The organism is Pseudomonas aylmerensis (assembly GCF_001702265.1).
GTDB classification, from domain to species: Bacteria; Pseudomonadota; Gammaproteobacteria; order Pseudomonadales; family Pseudomonadaceae; genus Aquipseudomonas; species Aquipseudomonas aylmerensis.
The window spans coordinates 66017-83276 of record NZ_MAUE01000037.1 but is presented as its reverse complement, the minus strand read 5'-3'; the positions used below and the strand labels follow the sequence as shown (position 1 = coordinate 83276).

Annotated in this window: 22 protein-coding genes and 1 pseudogene; 11 read left to right on the top strand and 12 right to left on the bottom strand. The window is 61.5% G+C overall.

Annotation, left to right across the window (positions count from 1 at the left end; translation table 11 throughout):
• Positions 1-6: 6 nt before the first annotated feature.
• The 4 genes from imuA to BBG20_RS23580 form a co-directional block, all read right to left on the bottom strand.
• Positions 7-621, bottom strand: a complete 615-nt coding sequence (imuA, locus tag BBG20_RS23595; RefSeq protein WP_065907693.1) for a translesion DNA synthesis-associated protein ImuA — start codon at positions 619-621, stop codon at positions 7-9.
• Entirely contained in the window at positions 621-1238 is a 618-nt protein-coding gene (lexA, locus tag BBG20_RS23590; protein ID WP_065907692.1) for a transcriptional repressor LexA, read from the bottom strand. Before lexA ends, imuA begins: the two co-directional genes overlap by 1 nt.
• 939 nt (positions 1239-2177) lie before the next feature.
• Positions 2178-2765, bottom strand: a complete 588-nt coding sequence (locus tag BBG20_RS23585; protein ID WP_065907769.1) for an NUDIX domain-containing protein — start codon at positions 2763-2765, stop codon at positions 2178-2180.
• A 32-nt stretch (positions 2766-2797) separates the two neighbouring features.
• Positions 2798-3643, bottom strand: coding sequence for an SDR family NAD(P)-dependent oxidoreductase (locus tag BBG20_RS23580; RefSeq protein ID WP_065907691.1), 846 nt, complete (start codon positions 3641-3643; stop codon positions 2798-2800).
• Positions 3644-3805: 162 nt separating this feature from the next.
• On the opposite strand from BBG20_RS23580, the gene BBG20_RS23575 reads away from it, so the two are divergent.
• Positions 3806-4732, top strand: coding sequence for an alpha/beta hydrolase (locus BBG20_RS23575; protein ID WP_065907690.1), 927 nt, complete (start codon positions 3806-3808; stop codon positions 4730-4732).
• Between the two features lie 192 nt (positions 4733-4924).
• On the opposite strand, the gene BBG20_RS23570 is transcribed toward BBG20_RS23575, so the two are convergent.
• Complete coding sequence (locus BBG20_RS23570; RefSeq protein ID WP_065907689.1) at positions 4925-6085, bottom strand: alpha-hydroxy acid oxidase; 1161 nt, start codon at positions 6083-6085, stop codon at positions 4925-4927.
• A 121-nt stretch (positions 6086-6206) separates the two neighbouring features.
• Between BBG20_RS23570 and BBG20_RS23565 the strand changes: the two genes are divergently transcribed.
• Entirely contained in the window at positions 6207-6992 is a 786-nt protein-coding gene (locus tag BBG20_RS23565) for a DeoR/GlpR family DNA-binding transcription regulator (protein ID WP_065907687.1), read from the top strand.
• A gap of 869 nt (positions 6993-7861) precedes the next feature.
• On the opposite strand, the gene BBG20_RS23560 is transcribed toward BBG20_RS23565, so the two are convergent.
• Positions 7862-8293 carry a DNA methylase gene (locus BBG20_RS23560; protein ID WP_065907686.1) on the bottom strand — a complete coding sequence of 144 codons (432 nt, stop codon included), beginning with the start codon at positions 8291-8293 and terminating at the stop codon, positions 7862-7864.
• A gap of 2 nt (positions 8294-8295) precedes the next feature.
• Positions 8296-8520 carry a hypothetical protein gene (locus BBG20_RS23555; RefSeq protein ID WP_065907684.1) on the bottom strand — a complete coding sequence of 75 codons (225 nt, stop codon included), beginning with the start codon at positions 8518-8520 and terminating at the stop codon, positions 8296-8298.
• A gap of 198 nt (positions 8521-8718) precedes the next feature.
• Here BBG20_RS23555 and BBG20_RS23550 point away from each other — a divergent pair, with 198 nt between their 5' ends.
• Together BBG20_RS23550 and BBG20_RS23545 are read left to right on the top strand one after the other, a co-directional pair.
• The gene (locus BBG20_RS23550) at positions 8719-9222 is read left to right on the top strand and encodes a DUF4142 domain-containing protein (protein ID WP_065907683.1); all 504 of its coding nucleotides are present in this window, start codon (positions 8719-8721) and stop codon (positions 9220-9222) included.
• A gap of 30 nt (positions 9223-9252) precedes the next feature.
• The gene (locus tag BBG20_RS23545) at positions 9253-9813 is read left to right on the top strand and encodes a type 1 glutamine amidotransferase domain-containing protein (protein WP_065907681.1); all 561 of its coding nucleotides are present in this window, start codon (positions 9253-9255) and stop codon (positions 9811-9813) included.
• Positions 9814-9874: 61 nt separating this feature from the next.
• Here BBG20_RS23545 and BBG20_RS23540 read toward each other — a convergent pair whose 3' ends face one another.
• Complete coding sequence (locus tag BBG20_RS23540) at positions 9875-10081, bottom strand: PLDc N-terminal domain-containing protein (protein ID WP_065907680.1); 207 nt, start codon at positions 10079-10081, stop codon at positions 9875-9877.
• 139 nt (positions 10082-10220) lie between these two features.
• On the opposite strand from BBG20_RS23540, the gene BBG20_RS23535 reads away from it, so the two are divergent.
• The 4 genes and pseudogenes from BBG20_RS23535 (at position 10221) to BBG20_RS23520 (ending at position 12081) form a co-directional block, all read left to right on the top strand.
• The gene (locus BBG20_RS23535; protein WP_065907679.1) at positions 10221-10778 is read left to right on the top strand and encodes an ATP-dependent Clp protease proteolytic subunit; all 558 of its coding nucleotides are present in this window, start codon (positions 10221-10223) and stop codon (positions 10776-10778) included.
• Positions 10779-10967: 189 nt separating this feature from the next.
• A complete protein-coding gene (locus BBG20_RS23530; RefSeq protein WP_065907677.1) occupies positions 10968-11444 on the top strand; it encodes a hemerythrin domain-containing protein in 477 nt (158 codons plus the stop codon).
• Between the two features lie 170 nt (positions 11445-11614).
• Positions 11615-11722, top strand: a pseudogene (locus BBG20_RS33260) (general stress protein); the annotation flags it as partial.
• Positions 11723-11802: 80 nt separating this feature from the next.
• Positions 11803-12081 (top strand): hypothetical protein, encoded by a 279-nt coding sequence (locus tag BBG20_RS23520; protein ID WP_404940350.1) that lies wholly within the window; start codon positions 11803-11805, stop codon positions 12079-12081.
• 4 nt (positions 12082-12085) lie between these two features.
• Here BBG20_RS23520 and BBG20_RS23515 read toward each other — a convergent pair whose 3' ends face one another.
• Together BBG20_RS23515 and BBG20_RS23510 are read right to left on the bottom strand one after the other, a co-directional pair.
• Entirely contained in the window at positions 12086-13402 is a 1317-nt protein-coding gene (locus tag BBG20_RS23515) for an OprD family outer membrane porin (RefSeq protein WP_065907672.1), read from the bottom strand.
• A 203-nt stretch (positions 13403-13605) separates the two neighbouring features.
• Complete coding sequence (locus BBG20_RS23510) at positions 13606-14001, bottom strand: winged helix-turn-helix transcriptional regulator (protein ID WP_065907670.1); 396 nt, start codon at positions 13999-14001, stop codon at positions 13606-13608.
• A 91-nt stretch (positions 14002-14092) separates the two neighbouring features.
• Here BBG20_RS23510 and BBG20_RS23505 point away from each other — a divergent pair, with 91 nt between their 5' ends.
• Positions 14093-14995: an aromatic alcohol reductase gene (locus BBG20_RS23505; protein WP_065907669.1), complete on the top strand. Its 903-nt coding sequence runs from the start codon at positions 14093-14095 to the stop codon at positions 14993-14995.
• Here BBG20_RS23505 and BBG20_RS23500 read toward each other — a convergent pair.
• Positions 14970-15515 carry a putative natural product biosynthesis protein gene (locus tag BBG20_RS23500; RefSeq protein ID WP_065907667.1) on the bottom strand — a complete coding sequence of 182 codons (546 nt, stop codon included), beginning with the start codon at positions 15513-15515 and terminating at the stop codon, positions 14970-14972. The two genes, BBG20_RS23505 and BBG20_RS23500, sit on opposite strands and share 26 nt — an antisense overlap.
• Positions 15516-15577: 62 nt before the next feature.
• Positions 15578-15961: a DUF2946 domain-containing protein gene (locus BBG20_RS23495; protein ID WP_065907665.1), complete on the bottom strand. Its 384-nt coding sequence runs from the start codon at positions 15959-15961 to the stop codon at positions 15578-15580.
• Positions 15962-16125: 164 nt separating this feature from the next.
• Between BBG20_RS23495 and BBG20_RS23490 the strand changes: the two genes are divergently transcribed.
• Positions 16126-16731: an SCO family protein gene (locus BBG20_RS23490; protein WP_065907664.1), complete on the top strand. Its 606-nt coding sequence runs from the start codon at positions 16126-16128 to the stop codon at positions 16729-16731.
• Positions 16731-17198 (top strand): copper chaperone PCu(A)C, encoded by a 468-nt coding sequence (locus tag BBG20_RS23485; protein WP_065907662.1) that lies wholly within the window; start codon positions 16731-16733, stop codon positions 17196-17198. Before BBG20_RS23490 ends, BBG20_RS23485 begins: the two co-directional genes overlap by 1 nt.
• Positions 17199-17260 lie beyond the last annotated feature (62 nt).

Here is a 17260-nt window from a genome sequence, read left to right as displayed (position 1 = left end):
GCAACCTCAGTGCCCCGCCAGTGCAATCGGTGCAGGGTGGGCCAGGCCGCCCCGGCATTTGAGCACCCGCACCTGCGCCGGCCTGGCTTCGACGACCAGGCGCAAGGCGGCGGGCGAGGCGTTGACCGCCTCACTCAAGGCACGCCAGGCAAATGCCAGGGTCTGCCCGGTTTCCGCCGCCACCTGCAAGCGGCGCAGCGCGCGATCATCGGCCTTGCGCGGCCAGCACAGCACCGCGCCACAACTGCCGGAGCGCAGGCATTGCTCCACGGCCCACAGGGCATCGCGCTCCTCGGCCTGGATCACCGAGAGCTGACGCAAATCCACTCCGGCGTTCTGCCAGGCATGCGGATACGGCGTGTAGGGCGGCGCCACCAGCACAATGCGCTCGCCCGCCGCCGACAGCCGCGCCAGGGTCGGCAGCACCAGCTGCAGCTCGCCTACACCTTCCTTGGCCATGAGGATTTCGCTCAAGGCCGATTCCGGCCAGCCGCCTGTCGGCAACACCGCATCCAACGCCGCCAGCCCGGTGGGCTGCACGCTGGCCGGAGGCGCGGCAGGTCGGCCCTTCCAGACACGGCCGCCATTGAACAGCGTATCCAACGCAACCACGGCGCCCATCAGCCTTGCCTCACCAGGCCGCAAAACACCCCTTCGATGGCCAGGTCCTGATCGGGCCCGACCACGATAGGTTGATACGCAGGATTGCGCGGCAGCAAGCGCACATGCTCGCCGTGACGTTCGAAGCGCTTGATGGTGACTTCGCCGTCCAGGCGCGCCACCACAATCTGCCCATTCAAGGCCTCGGCACTGCGCCGTACGCCCACCAGGTCACCGTCGAGAATGCCATCCTCGATCATCGAGTCGCCCTGCACCCGCAACAGATAGTCCGGGGTTTTCGCGAAGGTGGCGGGGTCGAGTTGCAGCCGACTGTGCACGTCGGCATCGGCACCGATGGGCGAGCCCGCGGCGACTCGACCAAGGACCGGGATGTCCAGCCACTCGGGGCGTGCCGGCTGGTTGAGCAGGCGAATACCACGGGCCTGGTTGGGGTTGACCTCAATAAAACCGGCTTCGGTCAGGGCCAGCACGTGTTTACGCGCCACGCTGCGAGAGGCGAAACCAAACGCCTCGGCGATCTCGGCGAGGCTCGGAGACTGGCCTTGCTGCGCGATACGGTCGCGGATAAAGGTCAGGATGGCGGTACGGCGGGGAGTGAGAGTCGTCATGGAGTACATTTGTACTCCTGTGGGATTTTTCTGACAATAGCCGCCAGTCTGAAGGTGGGTTTGCCCGCGAAGGCGCCGGATCAGTCACCGTCTGCAGCGACTGACCCACCGCTTTCGCGAGCAAGCCCGCTCCCACAGTTTTGATCGCTGTTCGGGCTTGGGATTCGGGGTGCTGCACAAGCATTTGAGCGGACGGCACAACCCGGCTCCAACCTTGAAATACACCCCAAATGTGGGAGCGGGCTTGCTCGCGAAGGCGCCGGATCAGCCACCTTCTCCAGCGACTGGCCCACCGCTTTCGCGGGCAAGCCCGCTCCCACAGTTCTGATTGCTGTTCGGGCTGGGATTCGGGGTGCTGCACCGGCATTTGAGCAGGCGACACAACCCGGCTCTAACCTTGGAATACACCCCAAATGTGGGAGCGGGCTTGCTCGCGAATGCGGTAGACCAGTCACCCTCTCCAGCAACTGACCCACCGCTTTCGCGAGCAAGCCCGCTCCCACAGTTTTGATTGCTGTTTGGGCTGGGATTCGGGGTGCTGCACCAGCATTTGAGCGGACGGCACAACCCGGCTCTAACCTTGAAATACACCCCAAATGTGGGAGCGGGCTTGCTCGCGAATGCGGTAGACCAGCCACCTTCTCCAGCGACTGACCCACCGCTTTCGCGGGCAAGCCCGCTCCCACAGTTGTGATTGCTGTTCGGGCTGGGATTCGGGGTGCTGCATCCGCATTTGAGCAGGCGGCACAACCCGGCTCTAACCTTGAAATACACCCCAAATGTGGGAGCGGGCTTGCCCGCGAATGCGCCAGACCAGCCACCCTCTCCAGCAACTGACCCACCGCTTTCGCGAGCAAGCCCGCTCCCACAGTTTCAACCGAGTTCGACAGGCAACACCGAACAACTCCAAGGCCGCCATGTTACTGAAGAAGTGGAAAGCTCACCGCCTCACCAGCCCTCTTTCAACATCCGCAACTCCAAGTGCTGCAGTAACAGGATGGTCTTCCCATCCACAATCTCCCCAGCCTGTACCATCGTCAGCGCCTGTTCGAATCCCAACTCCAACACTTCGATATCCTCGCCCTCTTCTTCCAGCCCGCCGCCATCCCCCATCCGGTCACCCGGCTGATATTCGCCGATAAAGAAGTGAATCCGCTCAGTCACCGACCCGGGGCTCATGAACGCCGCATAGACCTTCTCCACCTGCCCCACGCGGTAGCCGGTCTCTTCCTCCGCTTCCAGTCGAATGCGCTCCTCGGGGCTGGCATTGTCCAGCAGCCCGGCGGCCGTCTCGATCAAGTAGCCGGGGTAATCGTTGACGAACGTCGGCATGCGGAACTGGCGAATCAGCAGCACCGTGCGCTGTTCGCGGTTGTACAGCAGGATCGTCGCGCCATTGCCCCGGTCATACACCTCACGGGTCTGGGCCTGCCAGCTGCCATCACGGCGACGCAGGTCGAAGCTGTATTTCTTCAGGATGTACCAGTTGTCCGAGAGGGTCTCTTCGGCCGTGATGCGAACGGGGCTGTTGTCCATGGTCAGGTCTTTGCTCAAGGGAGTCATCGGGTTCACGCCTGTTTGATGCGAGGCCACGCGGCGGCGACAGCTTCGGCGCTGTCCGCCTTGATCCGGGCGAGATTGCGCGGGTACTCCACGCCGGGATTTTCAGTGAAGCGCGTGGCAGTGAATTGGCCATTGCTGGCGCGCAGGATGTAGCCCGTGTCCTCGCACTGCGCGGAGGCCAGGAAGACCACGCCCGGCGTCACCCACTCCGGCTTGAGTTCGTCAGGCTCCTCGGTGACACCCCACATGCGCGTCTTGGCCACCGGCGAAATCGCGTTGACGCGGATCCCGGCCTCGGCGCCCTCATGGCTCAACGCGTTCATGATCCCCAGTTGCGCCATCTTGCCGGCGCTGTAGGCCACCAGGCCGGTCTGCTCGTACTGCGCATACATCGCGCGGTCGGACGTGGTGAGGATGATGCGCGGCGAGGCCGATCGCAGCAGGTGTGGCCACGCGTGCTTGCACAGCCACAGCGGCGCGTAGAGGTTGATGTCCATGGCGCGCTGCAGGAACGCGGCATCCAGGTCGGCAATGTTCTGGTAACCGACCCAACCGGCATTGTGGATGAGGATATCGAGCTGCCCGAACGCCTCGATGGCCGAGGCGATCAGGTGCCGGCTGCCTTCTTCGGTGGACAGGTCACCTGCGTGACCGATCACCTGCAAACCTTCGGCCTGCAAGGCCCTGGCCGCCGTCTCGACCACCGTGGCGTCGTTGCCGGCGCCGACCGGGTCGGCACCAATGTCGCTGATCACCACCCGCGCCCCGCCCAAGGCCAGCGCCCGTGCATAACTGAGCCCCAACCCGCGGGCGCCGCCGGTGACAATCGCGGTTTTGCCTGTGAAATCCATGTGCTTGCTCTCCTGTGTAGCCGCCCACCCTAACAACCGGTGCAGGGGTAATTCAATGCTGTAACACTTTGCAAGCAATCGCCGTGGACGGCTGTCGAATTAATTCCTGCCTGCGCGGGCCATCTGGTAAAACCCGTGCTTCACCTTTGTCCTGGAACCTTCATGTCTTCTCGTTTTCTGTCTCGCCTGGGCCTGCGCTGGTTTCCCCTGCTGTGCATGGCGCTGCTGATCGTCGGCCTGCCGGTGGGGTGTGCCGTGCTGCAACACAAGGAGCGCGAGCTGGTGTTTCGCATAGAGCCGGGGACTGCCAGCTGGTACAGCGGTTTGCCCAAGGCAGTGCAGGAGTTCGAACTCAAGCCCGCCAGTTTCAAGTCCGGGCAGAACATCCATGGCTGGTGGTACCCGGCGGCCAAGGCCGACGCACCGGCGATCCTCTACCTGCACGGCGTACGCTGGAACCTGACCGGGCAGCTGTTTCGCATTGAGCAGTTGCACGCCCTCGGCTACTCGGTTCTGGCCATCGACTATCGCGGGTTTGGCCAAAGCCACGGCGAGCTGCCATCGGAAACCACCGTGTACGAAGACGCCCGCATCGCGTGGGAGCGTTTCCAGGTGCTGCAACCGGACCCGAGCAAACGCCTGATCTACGGACATTCCCTGGGCGGCGCGGTAGCCATCGACCTGGCCGCCGAACTGGGCAAGCAAACGCCGTTGCCGGTGCGCGGGTTGGTAATTGAATCGACCTTCACCTCCCTGGCGGATGTGGCCACGGCGGTGGCGAATACCTCGTTGCCGGTACGCTGGCTGCTGTCGCAGAAGTTCGATTCCATCGACAAGATCGCCGCTATCCATATGCCCCTGCTGGTGGTCCACGGGCTGGCCGATCAATACGTGCCGCCGCGTTTCAGCCAGCAGTTGTTCGAAGCCGCCCAGGAACCCAAACGGCTGTTGCTGGTGCCCGGCGCCACGCACAACAACAGCATGAGCCTGGCCGGTCGCAATTATGGCCAGGCACTCGACAGCCTGATGCAAGCGAAGATGCCGCCGCAGGTTGTCACCCACTCCACAGCGCGCAACGGCGACTCATAAAAGCGCTTTTCGGCACTGGGTTCGCGCTTGCGTGTCAAGCGCAAACCCTGCCCATACTGGCCCGCGTCGAAAGTTGATCAAATATTAACCGAGGGTTAAATCACCAACCCTGCCGGGCCTTCGCAAAGTTATCCACAGAGATACCCACGGTTTTCGTGGACAACTCTTTTTATTTTTTTACGATTTTTTTGCTCAGTAAACGTTTTCGGGAAATGTACCGGGCAACAAAATCTCGCGATTCACATCGCGTATATCGTTATAGCCGCACAACGCCATCGACACGTCCAGCTCACGCGCAATGATCTGGAGTGCCTTGGTCACGCCCGCCTCGCCCATCGCGCCCAGGCCATACAGGTGCGGGCGACCGATCATGGTGCCCTTGGCGCCCAATGCCATCGCCTTGAGCACGTCCTGGCCGGAGCGAATGCCGCCGTCGAGCCACACTTCGATGCGCTCGCCTACCGCGTCGACAATCGCCGGTAACTGGCTGATGCTCGACGGCGCACCGTCCAGCTGACGGCCACCGTGATTGCTCACCACCAGTGCATCGGCACCGGAATTCGCCGCCAGGCGCGCATCCTCCACATCGAGAATGCCCTTGATGATCAGCTTGCCGCCCCAGCACTTCTTGATCCACTCCACATCGTCCCAGCTCAGGCGCGGGTCGAATTGCTGGGCGGTCCACGACGACAACGAACTCATGTCCGCCACGCCCTTCACATGCCCGACAATATTGCCGAAGCCGCGCCGCTGGGTGCCGAGCATGCCCATTACCCAGCGCGGTTTGGTCGCCATGTTGAGGATATTCGGCAGGGTCAGCTTGGGCGGCGCCGACAGTCCGTTGATCAGATCCTTGTGGCGCTGGCCGAGGATCTGCAGGTCGAGGGTCAGCACCAGCGCATCCACGCCAGCGGCCTTGGCGCGCTCGATCAATTGCTCGACAAACGCGCGATCACGCATCACATACAGTTGGAACCAGAATGGCTGGCCGACGTGTTCGGCGATATCTTCCAGCGAGCAGATGCTCATGGTCGACAAGGTGTAGCGCAGGCCAAACGCGGCGGCGGCGCGAGCGGTGAGAATCTCGCCATCGGCATGCTGCATACCGGCCAGGCCGGTGGGTGCGAGGGCGACCGGCATGGCCATGTCCTGGCCGATCATGCGGGCGCGGATCGAGCGCTCATCGATATTGCGCGCGACCCGCTGGCGGAATTTGATCCGCGCGAAATCGCTTTCATTCGCCCGGTAGGTGCTCTCAGTCCAGGAGCCGGAATCGGCGTAATCGTAGAACATCCGTGGGACACGTTTTTGCGCCAGCTTGCGTAAATCTTCGATGGTTGTAATCAACGACATCTAGGTCACCTCTCCCTGAACTGAACACAGAGAGTAACCGCCCATCGGCTGCGCAACCAGCCATTGCGTTTAGATGGGCAGGAGACTAATCTCGCACAAACCCGCAAAAAAGCGCAAAAACATGCATACCACTCATCAAGCCATTGACCTGCCTTCGTTGCGCAAACAAAAGATCCTGTTGCTGCTCGAGCGCGATGGCAAAGTCACCGCCGCCGACCTGGTGGAGCATTTCGCCGTGTCCCAGGACACCATCCGCCGCGACCTCGGCGAACTCGCGGCTGCTGGCCTTCTGCAACGCGTGCATGGCGGCGCCCTGCCCCGGCCCAAGGACACCGGCAAGGACTTCTTCACCCGGGTCGGCGAGACCAACGACGCCAAGCGTCACCTTGCCCACCGGGCCGCCAACCTGGTGGAAGACGGCCAGATCGTGTTGTTCGATTCCGGCTCCACCACACTGCAGATTGCCCAGTCGTTGCCGCGCTCGATCCGCCTGACCGTAGTCACGCCGTCGCCGATGATCGCCATCGCGCTGGCCGATCATCCCGAAGTGAAGGTGATCCTGGCCGGTGGCCAACTCAACCCGGCGACCTTGTCCACCACGGGCCAGGACGCCGTGCGCCTGATCCAGAGCGTCAAGGCCGACCTGCTGTTCACCGGCGTATGCGCACTGCATCCGCAGGTGGGTATCAGCTCGCTGCATTTTGATGAAGTGGCGGTCAAACAAGCCCTCCTCGACAGCGCCTCGCACGTGGTGGCAGTGACCATGGCCGACAAGCTCGGTGCGGTGGAGCCGTTTGTGGTGGGGCCGTGTGAGCGTATCCACACATTGATTACCGAGTGGCACGTGCCGAGCGTCGAAGCGTACCAACGGTTAGGCCTGGAAGTGCTGCAGGTGGAGGTCGAGTGAGCTGTGGCGAACAGCTTTTGGGGGTGAGCGGGTTTGCCAACAAAGATCGCTCGCCGCGAAAGCTCATAGGCGGCGAAGTGCTGAAGAGATAATCGAGCCCCCCTTGTGGTGAGCGGGCTTGCCCCGCGTTGGGCTGCGCAGCAGCCCCAAAACCTGTCACCGCGTTTTACCTGAAAGAATTGCGCTGGCTGGGTCAGGGCCGCTTCGCGCCCCAACGCGGGGCAAGCCCGCTCGCCACAAAAAGCTAGCTTTCCACAACTAATTTGCTTGCCACTAGAGCGGGCTTGCCACAATCAAACTGCTTGCCAACACAGGTCGCTCGCCGCGAAAACTCATAGGCCGCGAAGTGCTGAGGAGGTAACAATCGAGGCCCCTTGTGGTGAGCGGGCTTGCCCCGCGTTGGGCTGCGCAGCAGCCCCAAAACCTGTCACCGCGTTGTACCTGAAAGAATTGCGCTGGCTGGGTCAGGGCCGCTTCGCGCCCCAACGCGGGGCAAGCCCGCTCGCCACAAAAAGCGGGCCTTCCACAACTAATTTGCTTGCCACTAGAGCGGGCTTGCCACAATCAAACTGCTTGCCAACACAGGTCGCTCGCCGCGAAAGCTCATAGGCGGCGAAGTGCTGAGGAGGTAACAATCGAGCCCCCCTTGTGGTGAGCGGGCTACACCCGCGTTGGGCTGCGCAGCAGTCCCAAAACCTGCAACTGCGTTTTACCTGAAAGAAATGCGCTGGCTGGATCAGGGCCGCTTCGCGCCCCAACGCGGGGCAAGCCCGCTCACCACAAAAAGCCGGCTTGCCACAAAAAAGTCACCACAAAAAGGCCGCAGCACATCTGTTACAGCAGCCCCATGCTGCAATTAAAAATCAGGGTCAAAACAGCACCGCGGCTGCATCGCGCATGAAAATCTCAATGGTCTTGGGCCCCACGCCGTCAAATTCCCCCAGGCGTTTTTCGAACGCCTGGCGGTCTTTGCTGGCACTGCGCATGTGGGTGATCTTGCCAGCGTATTCGGCGTTGAGCTTGGCACTGAGGTCGAGCAGGCGCTGCGCGGTGCTCTCGTCGTAACGCACGTAATGCGCACGCCCGAGCATCGAGACCAGCTCACGCGATGTGCAGTGCTGCAACTTGCGCGGTGTGTCGCGGCCCTGCTCTTCGACGATCACCTTGTAGGCCTGTGCCGCGATGGGAGCCTGGATGCGCTTACCCATCAGGAAACTGGCGATAAACCATTTGAACAGGCTGGCGTCATCCGCAGGCTTGAGATCAATCCCCAGTTCCGACGCGGAAATTGCCTTGGCCATGTTCAGCGGCCCAGCTTGCGCTCGGCCTTGGCGGCCTGCTCGTTGATCGCATCGGTCTGACGCTCGGTGTCCTTGATCGAGGTCGGCGTGAGCACCTTGTCGACGGTTTCGGTCTTGGGGTTCGGGCGCTCCAGGGTCTCGCCCTTGGCGGCGGTGCCGGCACCTTTCTGCGCCTGTTCGGAGCTGATGGGTTCAGGGGTTTTGTCGGCGGTCTTGTGATCGGTCACGGTGTCTCTCCTGGCAGTTGAAGGCGTGCAAGAAAATCGCACGCACCTGTGCAGCAGAGGCCAACGGATTTCGATAGTTCAAGGAATTTGCCAGCCATGCCCGCTGGTGAGAAAAGCGCGAATTAATTTAAACCTTTTGCAGTCGGGCCGGCTCAACACTCAGGTAACGGCATCCCGCCATGTTCAAGGAGATCCACCATGACCACGCAACTGATCAAACAAATGGGCCTGACTTTCGTGCTGGTTGCCGGCTCGATTTCCACGGCCATGGCCGCGACGTCCAACAGCTTCGTAGAAGACGCGGCACAAGGCGGCATCACTGAAGTCGAGGCCGGCAAACTCGCCCTCGAAAAAAGCAGCTCGGCCGATGTGAAAACTTTTGCCCAGCACATGGTCACCGACCACACCAAGGCCAACCAGGAACTGGCAGCCCTGGCGAAAAAACTCGATATCGAAGTGCCGGACGATGCCGCGCTGACCGACAAGGCCAAGAAAGCCATCCTCGAGCTGCGCGATGAATCGTTCGACAAGGCCTACGCCAACAACCAGGTGGCGGCCCATGAAAAAACTGTCGAACTGTTCCAGAAAGAAGCCGCTTCCTCGGACAACGCCGAGCTGAAAGCCTTCGCCACCAAGACCCTGCCGACCCTTGAAGCCCATTTGAAAATGGCCAAGGAACTGCAAGCCAAACACGACCATTAATCTACCCCTGACCCAAGGAGACACTCGACCATGAGCGCGCAACTCAACGGCAAGCACATCCTGATCATCACCTCCAACACCGGCATCGAGCGCGACGAGCTGGTCAAGCCGCTGGAAGCGCTGCGCGGGTTCGGCGCCACCGTAACCCACGCATCCAGCAAGGGCGGCACCACCCAGACGTTTGTCGGCGATACCGAGAAAGACAAGACGGTGGAATCCGACGTGCAGCTGTCGGACGTGATCAGCAGCGAATTCGATGCACTGGTCATCCCTGGCGGCACTGTCAACGCCGACACCCTGCGCCAGGATGCAGCGGCGCTGCGGGTGATCAACGACTTCGTCAAGGCCGGCAAGACCGTGGCCGCGATCTGTCACGGCCCATGGGCGCTGATCGACGCCGGCGTGATCAAAGGCAAGACGCTGACCTCCTACAAAAGCGTGCGCATCGACCTGGAAAACGCCGGTGCCGCCGGTTGGGTGGATGCCGAGGTCAAGGAGTGCAAGGCCAATGGCTGGACCTTGATTACCTCGCGTACACCGGATGACTTGCCGGCATTCAACCAAGCCATCGCCAAGGCCCTGGCGGGTTGATAGCGATGGGCTGAAACGCAAACAGGCGCCTCTCGGCGCCTGTTTTTTTTACCTGTGAACCTTAACTTCTGCGCTGCTGCGCCATCTCTCGCTTGGGACCAAACATCGCCCAGGCTATCAGCCCCAACAGCGGCACGAAAATCAGCACTACCACCCACAGCCCCTTGGTCTCCCAGCCACCGGTGCTGCGCAATACGACGTTGATCGCCCACAATTCCAACAGCAGCAAAATCACCGCCAACGCGATCCAGATATATTCTATTTGCATGGTTCACCTCCTGAGGTCTATGCATTAGGTCAAGCATCTGGCCCGAGGGTTCCATCCGATTTGCACCCGGGCACATCGCGGGCAACCTTCTAGACTCAACCTCAGTCACCCCTCTTGCACTGAATTCCGGAGGTTCAGGATGACCGAGCATGTTATCCACTTTCACTGCCAGATCGACCAAGGCACCACCGAGCGTTTTCGCGACTGCTGCCTGGATGCGATCGACGAAGGCGCCAGTTCGCTGCTGCTGAACCTGTCGACCACCGGCGGCAGCACCAACTTCGGGTTTACCCTCTACACCTTCCTCAAGGCGCTGCCGGTGCCGCTCTGCGCGATCAACGCGGGCAATATCGAATCCATGGGCATCATCATGTTCCTGGCAGCGAACCGGCGTATCACCACACCGCATTCGCGCTTTCTGATCCATCCGATGAACTGGTACTTCAGCCAGAGTTCGGTGGACCACCAACGGCTGCGCGAGTACCTGTCGAGCCTGGATAACGACCTCGCCCGTTACGTGAAAATCTATGAACTGGAGACGTCCCAAGCCGACACCCAGCTGGATATTTTCAAGTGCCTGTCAGCCGAGGAAAAGGTCATTGCCGCGCACGAATCGCTCGCCTACGGAATTGCCCATGAGGTCAAGCAGGTGGTGTTCGCCGAAGACATCAAGCATTGGAAAGTCAGCGGCGGCTAGGGACAGCGTAATGCAACCCAAACCTTGCCCGACCATGCAAGCTGCACGACCGCCACACCTACACTCATGACATAAGCGACTGATTCATAAATGATTTATAAATAAGTTCAAGTTGGTATAACTGATGCACTACCTACCGGACGAGGCGCGCACTTCGACGCGCCCGCTTGCTATCCGTGAGGTTCCACCATGAATGCCATCGACCTTCTCAAGGCTGACCACGAACGCGTCAAGGCGTTGCTGACCCAACTGAGCGAGTCCACCGAACGCGGCGTCAAGAAGCGCACCGAACTGCTGGCCAAACTCGAGATGGAGATCAGCCTGCACACCAAGCTTGAGGAAGAGATCCTCTACCCGGCCTTCCGCAAAGCCGGCGGCAAGGAGCAAGACATCATGTACCACGAAGCCAAGGAAGAGCATCGCACGGTCGACGCCCTGGTGCTGCCCGACCTGAAGCAGACCGAGCCATCCACCACCGAGTTCTCCGGGCGCGTCAAAGTGGTCAAGGAACTGCTGGAACACCACATCGAAGAAGAGGAAACCGAGATGTTCCCCCAGGCCAGGAAGCTGCTGGGCAAGGCAGTGCTGGAAGAACTCGGCGCTGAAATGGAAGCGATGAAAGCGGCGCACAAGAAATCCATGGGCGCCAAGCCGCTCGCGGCGTGACGTCCATTCGTCGCATGGCCGCGAACTTTTTCAAACTTTGCTTTCGGTTGAGTATTCCCAATTAAGCGACACCATTGATTCACTCATTGATGAGGGATTTGAAAATGGCTACCAGCGGAAAAACCACCACGGGTGCAGGCGGCAAAGCCAAGCCCGACACGCAGAAAAAAAGCGGCGGTCAAGGTTCGGGCGGCAACTTTGCCAATGACCGCGAAAAGGCTTCTGAAGCCGGCAAAAAAGGCGGGGCGCACAGCTCCGGCGGCGGCAAGAAGTCTTGATTGAAGCAGTACTGAAGCCCGGATTTTTCGGGCTTCAGTCATGATCAGAGCAACAAGGGGATCGCGTCATGAAGACCAGAATGTCCCAAAGGATTTTGCTTATTGTCGGCCTGTCGGCCCTGCTGGCCAGTCCGGCCTTCGCCGCCTTCGGCGATGACACCGCGCCGTCACCGAATACGCTGAGCGACAGCAGCGCCGCGGGCTCCGCCCTGCCTCCGGGCACCTACCCCAGCAGCCCATCAGACAGCGACAAAAAAACCGAGACTGCTCCGAAGGAAAAAGCCTCGCCGAGCCCTGCGCCGCACAAACAGCCCAGCAGCAAGGCGACGAAAAAGAAAACCGCGCATACCGGCAGTTGACGCTTTACATCAGCGGGATGCTGTAGCTGACAATCAGGCGCGTTTCATCTTTGTCTGCGGTGTCATTCCCGCGCAGCACCGCACTGCGCCAGGTAAACCCCAAGCCCTTCAACGTGCCGTTGGGAATCACATAATCCAGGCGCAGGTCGCGTTCCCATTCGCTGTTATCGCGGCCTGCAGTACGGATATGGCTGCCGTGGATATAGGTCACGCTTGAACGCAGACCAGGAATGCCCAGGCCGGCAAAGTCATAGGCATAGCTGCCCACCGTCGCCTGCTCGCCGGCATTCACGAACTTGAGTGACTGCGAATTGGTGATCAGGTAGAGCGAGCGGCCCTGACCTTGGTTGATATGCGGGAAGTCACTTTCGCCCGTGGTTTTCTGGTAGCCAAGGCTCAACGCGTGCCCGCTCAGACCATAGGTGAACAGTGCGCTCCACAAGCGGTTGTCGACCTTGCCCGTGTTGATGCCCGGCGCGTAGTAACCCGAGCTGACATACCCTTCGCTGCGCCCCGCCGCGCTGCCATTCTTGCCATCAGCGGTGCTGTAGAAATAGCGCAGGTCGCTCTTGAACTGCCCCACTGGCAACTGCCAGTTGTGCACCAGGCCGAGGAAGTGCTGCTGGTAGAAATTCTCCAGGTTGGCGTAGTAGTACTGCAGCTGCAGCTGCTTGGTAACGCTGTAATCAACCCCGCCGTAATAGAACTGGTTGCTGGATTTCCCCTTAATCGGGTCATTGGCACCGGCAATCGACATGCCCTGGCCGTTGCTGGAATTGCGGTCGACAACCTGCTCAAGCTTGCCGGCAACCAGGTTGAAATCCTTGAAGTCCTTGGAATCCAGCTGATAGCCACGAAAGGTCTGGGGCAGCAGGCGCCCGTCTTCGGTGGTCAAAACCGGCAGCTTGGGCATCAGGCTGCCGACTTTCAATTGAGTCTGGGCGATGCGCATTTTGCCGGTGACGCCAGTCTTGCTGAAGTCATGTGAGGCCTTGCCGTCGTCCAGGGGGAAAACGCTGCCAGGAGTGTTGTCTTCACCGGCCTTGCCGGCGCGGCCCGACGCATCCAGGCGCAAGCCATACCATTGTTGCAGATCCAGGCCCAGGCCGACCACGCCCTCGGTGAAACCGGACTGGTAGTTGAACATGAAGGCCTGGCCCCACTCCTTGTCCGAGGCGCCCCTGGCATTACGGGTGTCCTGGTTGTAGTAGAAATTGCGCAAGTCGAGGCTGGCTTTGCTGTCATCGATAAAACCGGCGGCAGCCGCCTGCTGCGCCGCGCCGATGGACACGGCGAGCGCCAGGCAAGTGGTGTGCTTCATGAAGGCTCCGAGAAGTGATTGAGGCGACCCCGTCACGGCCCAACCCTGTTCTTTGTCAGTCGGGTCGGTGCCGCATTCAACGGGAGCGCGCACGGTATAGAGTTGAGCGGCACAGAAACAGCCGCCAAAACCGCCAATCACTTTTTCAGATTGCGTAACAATCCAGGACTGCCTCCGCTCGCGTCTGCCCGGCTGTTTCCCGATCAAGCCTGATCAAACTGCTCCCGCGCCTGGCGAAACGCCTCGCCGTTTTCCACCACCCAGGTCCACAGCGGAATCATGTGCACCAACAACTGCGTGCCGAGGGGCGACAGCGCGTATTCGACCCTCGGCGGCACTTCCTGAAAGTCATGGCGCAGCACCAGGCCGTCGCGTTCCAACTGGCGCAAGGTGCGGGTCAACATGCGCTGGGTGACGCCCGTCATGCGTCGACCGATCTCGGCATGGCGCAGGCGACCGGACACGCCGAGCACGTGCACGATGCCCAATGACCAGCGGTTGCCGGCGTGGCTCAACACCTCGCGCTTGAGGCCGTCATCGTCGGCGCTGAGGGCGTCGCAGGCGGCCTGCGAGCGGCGGATGATTTCGTCGTTATCCATGAGGAGCTCTCGGTATCACGCGTGTGCCTTCTTATGCGCGGCGTTTAATTCTGCAAGCATGCCACGACTTTCACTGTTGACGGAGAACCCTATGACTTCCCCTTCCATCCTGGTGCTCGGTGCCGGTGAACTGGGCATGGCCGTGCTGCGCGAACTGGTCGCCCTGGCGCCGCAGGGCACCCGCATCGCCGTGCTGTTGCGTGCGCAGTCGACTACTGCGAATGGCTTGAGTGAGCTCGGCGTCGAGCCATTGGCCGGCGACCTGCAGAACGATAGCCAGGACACGCTCGCCGCGCTGTTCGCGCCGTTCGACACGGTGATCAGTTGCATCGGATTTGCCGCAGGCCCAGGCACCCAACGCAAGTTGGCACAGGCGGCGATCCGCAGTGGGGTCAAGCGCTATGTGCCGTGGCAATTTGGCGTGGACTACGACGTGATCGGCCGTGGCAGCCCGCAGGACCTGTTCGACGAGCAACTGGACGTGCGCGATCTGCTGCGCGGCCAACAGACCACCCAGTGGCTGATCATCTCCACCGGGATGTTCACCAGCTTTCTGTTCGAGCCGTCGTTTGGCGTGGTCGACCTCGCGCAAAACACCGTGCATGCCCTGGGCGACTGGGACACAGCCGTCACCGTCACCACGCCCGAGGACATCGGCCGGCTGACGGCGCAGATCGTGCTCACTGAACCCGCCATCGCCAACCAGGTGGTGTACACCGCTGGCGACACCCTGACCTACGGGCAGTTGGCCGACACCGTCGACGCCGCCATGGGCATCCAGCTCCAGCGCGAACCCTGGTCGGTGCCGGCGCTACTGGCCGACCTCGCCAGCAGCCCCGACGACAACCTGAAGAAGTACCGCGCGGTGTTCGCCCAGGGCAACGGCGTGGCCTGGGACCCCGCCGTCACGTTCAACGCCCGGCACGGCATCGCCGTGACCGACGTCGACGCGTGGATTCGCCAGCACCTTACGGCACCGGCAACCAGCCGCTGAATTCGCCCCGCGTGTCCAGTGAGCCCCAGACAAAGTCCCCCGCCGGCACCGGCGTGCGCGGTGGCTCGACGGTCGCTCGCGGGGTGCCCTTCCACTCCAGTACGGTCGAACCTTGCCAGGCCAGGATCACACCCTGTGCCGGGCTGTCGTCGGTATTGATCCAGCGCGCTGCGGCGGCGGCCATGAAGGCTTCGATCGGCTCATCGTCGATCTGCGTGCGATACGGCGAGCCCAGCAGCCAGCGACCGATGTTCAGGTGGTAGGTCCAGTCCTGCGCTGGCTGGTTGCGGTAAGCCCAGGTCATGAAGCTGCGAAACAGGTTCAGGCCCTCGGGTGGGTCGAGCTTGAGCAGCGCCGGGCAGATGTCGAACACGCTGTGCCAATACGGCAACAGGCGCGCATCCAGGTGTACGAAACAACGGGAATTGCTCGGGTAGTCAGGCTGCACAGGTTCCGCGCGCAGGCGACGCGACGCCTTGCGCACCAGGCGGCTGGCGCCGGCAGGCAACAGGTGGTTCATGAAACGCACTCTCAGTCGTGACGATAGAACGCCCCCTGGTTGCAGGGAGCCCAAGGCACACGTCAGAAAGTCGGGGAAGCGCGGGGGTTGGCCGAGGGCCAGGAATAACGCGGTGGCGCCTTGTTCCGCCGCTCATGCGCCGGACGCGGGGTTTGCGCCAGGCCCAACAGCCAGGCGAGACCGATCAGGAACACCAGCGCAACGGTGACGGCGTTGCACACCGGGCAGGCAAAGTAGTTCGAGATGTTGCTGGAAGACGGGCTGCCCAACCCTTTGTCGGAAAGTGGCGCCTGGCTTCCGTCCACCGAACAGAACGCCCCGCCGATCCCGTTGAGTTGCTGGCCGAGCATCTGGCCATGCCCCAAACCGCACGCGAACAGGTTCATCAGCACGCAGAAGTACAGGGTCCAGACGATCAGCGGACGGGCGGGATGGCTCGATTTCATGGCGGCGACTCTACCATCAGAGCCGCACAAGGATGAAGCACGGCATGCCCCTGTGGCAGAACGTCGCAGATTACGTGCGCTTCCCAGGGTTGGTAGACTTGGCGCCCTCAAAGCCTGATGTGTAGATCCAGAGCAATGCAGGCGTTTCACAGGATGCACAGTTGATGAGTACGTTATTTACCCGCCGCAAGGTCCTGACCGGCATGGGCCTGCTGGGTCTGGGCCTGCTGGCCGGTTGTGACAACAGCCCCAGGTTGAACTTCAAGTACGGCAAGGACTTGAGCGACAAGATCATGGGCCGCACCTTCAAGCTCAAGAACACCGAGGGCGACACCGTCACCCTCAGCTCCTACCGTGGCCTGATGCCGGTGGTGTTCTTCGGCTTCACCCAGTGCCCGGCCGTGTGCCCGACCACCCTCGCCCGCGCCGCCCAGGCCAAGAAGCTGATGGGCCGCGACGGCGAGATCATGCAAGTGATCTTTATCACCCTGGACCCGGAACGCGACACCCCGGAGATTCTCGACAAGTACGTGAAAGCCTTCGACCCCAGCTTCGAAGCGCTGTATGGCACCCCGGAAGAAATCGCCGTGGCCGCCAAGGAGTTCGGGATCTTTTATGAAAAGATCCCCGCAGGCGACACCTACACGCTGTCTCACACGGCCACCAGTTTCGTGTTCGACACACGCGGCAACCTGCGCCTGGGCCTGCAGGCATCCCTTAACGCTAAAGAGTGCGCAGAAGACCTGCTCACCGTCATGGAGGTCTGCTAATGACTGCCGTTCAACACCTCAAGCGCACCCTGATCGGCCTGTCCCTGCTGGGCCTCGCAGCGCACGCCAGCGCCCAGGTACTGGTCACCGACGCATGGGTACGCGCCTCGGTGCCGGGCCAGCCGTCCAGCGGCGCGTTCATGACCCTGACCGCCGACAGCGACAGCCAGTTGCTGAGCGTGGCAACGCCTGCGGCCAAGGACGTGCAGATCCATGAAATGAGCATGAAGGATGACGTGATGCGCATGGGCCCGGTGGATTCCGTCGCCCTGCCGGCGGGCAAGGCCGTCAAGCTCGACCCGGATGGTTATCACGTGATGCTGATGGGCCTGACCAGCCAGATCAAGGAAGGCGACCAGGTGCCGCTGACCCTCACGGTGAAAAACGCCAAGGGTGAGAAACAAGCCATTGAAGTCAAGGCCACCGCACGCGGCCTGGATGGGATGGACCATAGCAAGATGCATTGATCTGTTGCCGCTGGGTTTTCTGGGCAGCAACAGGTTTTTGTGGCGAGCGGGCTTGCCCCGCG

Bases quoted from the DNA above. Each gene is read 5' to 3' on its own strand.
- imuA (WP_065907693.1), bottom strand. From the start codon at position 621: ATGGGCGCCGTGGTTGCGTTGGATACGCTGTTCAATGGCGGCCGTGTC.
- lexA (WP_065907692.1), bottom strand. From the start codon at position 1,238: ATGTACTCCATGACGACTCTCACTCCCCGCCGTACCGCCATCCTGACC.
- BBG20_RS23585 (WP_065907769.1), bottom strand. From the start codon at position 2,765: ATGGACAACAGCCCCGTTCGCATCACGGCCGAAGAGACCCTCTCGGAC.
- BBG20_RS23580 (WP_065907691.1), bottom strand. From the start codon at position 3,643: ATGGATTTCACAGGCAAAACCGCGATTGTCACCGGCGGCGCCCGCGGG.
- BBG20_RS23575 (WP_065907690.1), top strand. From the start codon at position 3,806: ATGTCTTCTCGTTTTCTGTCTCGCCTGGGCCTGCGCTGGTTTCCCCTG.
- BBG20_RS23570 (WP_065907689.1), bottom strand. From the start codon at position 6,085: ATGTCGTTGATTACAACCATCGAAGATTTACGCAAGCTGGCGCAAAAA.
- BBG20_RS23565 (WP_065907687.1), top strand. From the start codon at position 6,207: ATGCATACCACTCATCAAGCCATTGACCTGCCTTCGTTGCGCAAACAA.
- BBG20_RS23560 (WP_065907686.1), bottom strand. From the start codon at position 8,293: ATGGCCAAGGCAATTTCCGCGTCGGAACTGGGGATTGATCTCAAGCCT.
- BBG20_RS23550 (WP_065907683.1), top strand. From the start codon at position 8,719: ATGACCACGCAACTGATCAAACAAATGGGCCTGACTTTCGTGCTGGTT.
- BBG20_RS23545 (WP_065907681.1), top strand. From the start codon at position 9,253: ATGAGCGCGCAACTCAACGGCAAGCACATCCTGATCATCACCTCCAAC.
- BBG20_RS23540 (WP_065907680.1), bottom strand. From the start codon at position 10,081: ATGCAAATAGAATATATCTGGATCGCGTTGGCGGTGATTTTGCTGCTG.
- BBG20_RS23535 (WP_065907679.1), top strand. From the start codon at position 10,221: ATGACCGAGCATGTTATCCACTTTCACTGCCAGATCGACCAAGGCACC.
- BBG20_RS23530 (WP_065907677.1), top strand. From the start codon at position 10,968: ATGAATGCCATCGACCTTCTCAAGGCTGACCACGAACGCGTCAAGGCG.
- BBG20_RS23520 (WP_404940350.1), top strand. From the start codon at position 11,803: ATGTCCCAAAGGATTTTGCTTATTGTCGGCCTGTCGGCCCTGCTGGCC.
- BBG20_RS23515 (WP_065907672.1), bottom strand. From the start codon at position 13,402: ATGAAGCACACCACTTGCCTGGCGCTCGCCGTGTCCATCGGCGCGGCG.
- BBG20_RS23510 (WP_065907670.1), bottom strand. From the start codon at position 14,001: ATGGATAACGACGAAATCATCCGCCGCTCGCAGGCCGCCTGCGACGCC.
- BBG20_RS23505 (WP_065907669.1), top strand. From the start codon at position 14,093: ATGACTTCCCCTTCCATCCTGGTGCTCGGTGCCGGTGAACTGGGCATG.
- BBG20_RS23500 (WP_065907667.1), bottom strand. From the start codon at position 15,515: ATGAACCACCTGTTGCCTGCCGGCGCCAGCCGCCTGGTGCGCAAGGCG.
- BBG20_RS23495 (WP_065907665.1), bottom strand. From the start codon at position 15,961: ATGAAATCGAGCCATCCCGCCCGTCCGCTGATCGTCTGGACCCTGTAC.
- BBG20_RS23490 (WP_065907664.1), top strand. From the start codon at position 16,126: ATGAGTACGTTATTTACCCGCCGCAAGGTCCTGACCGGCATGGGCCTG.
- BBG20_RS23485 (WP_065907662.1), top strand. From the start codon at position 16,731: ATGACTGCCGTTCAACACCTCAAGCGCACCCTGATCGGCCTGTCCCTG.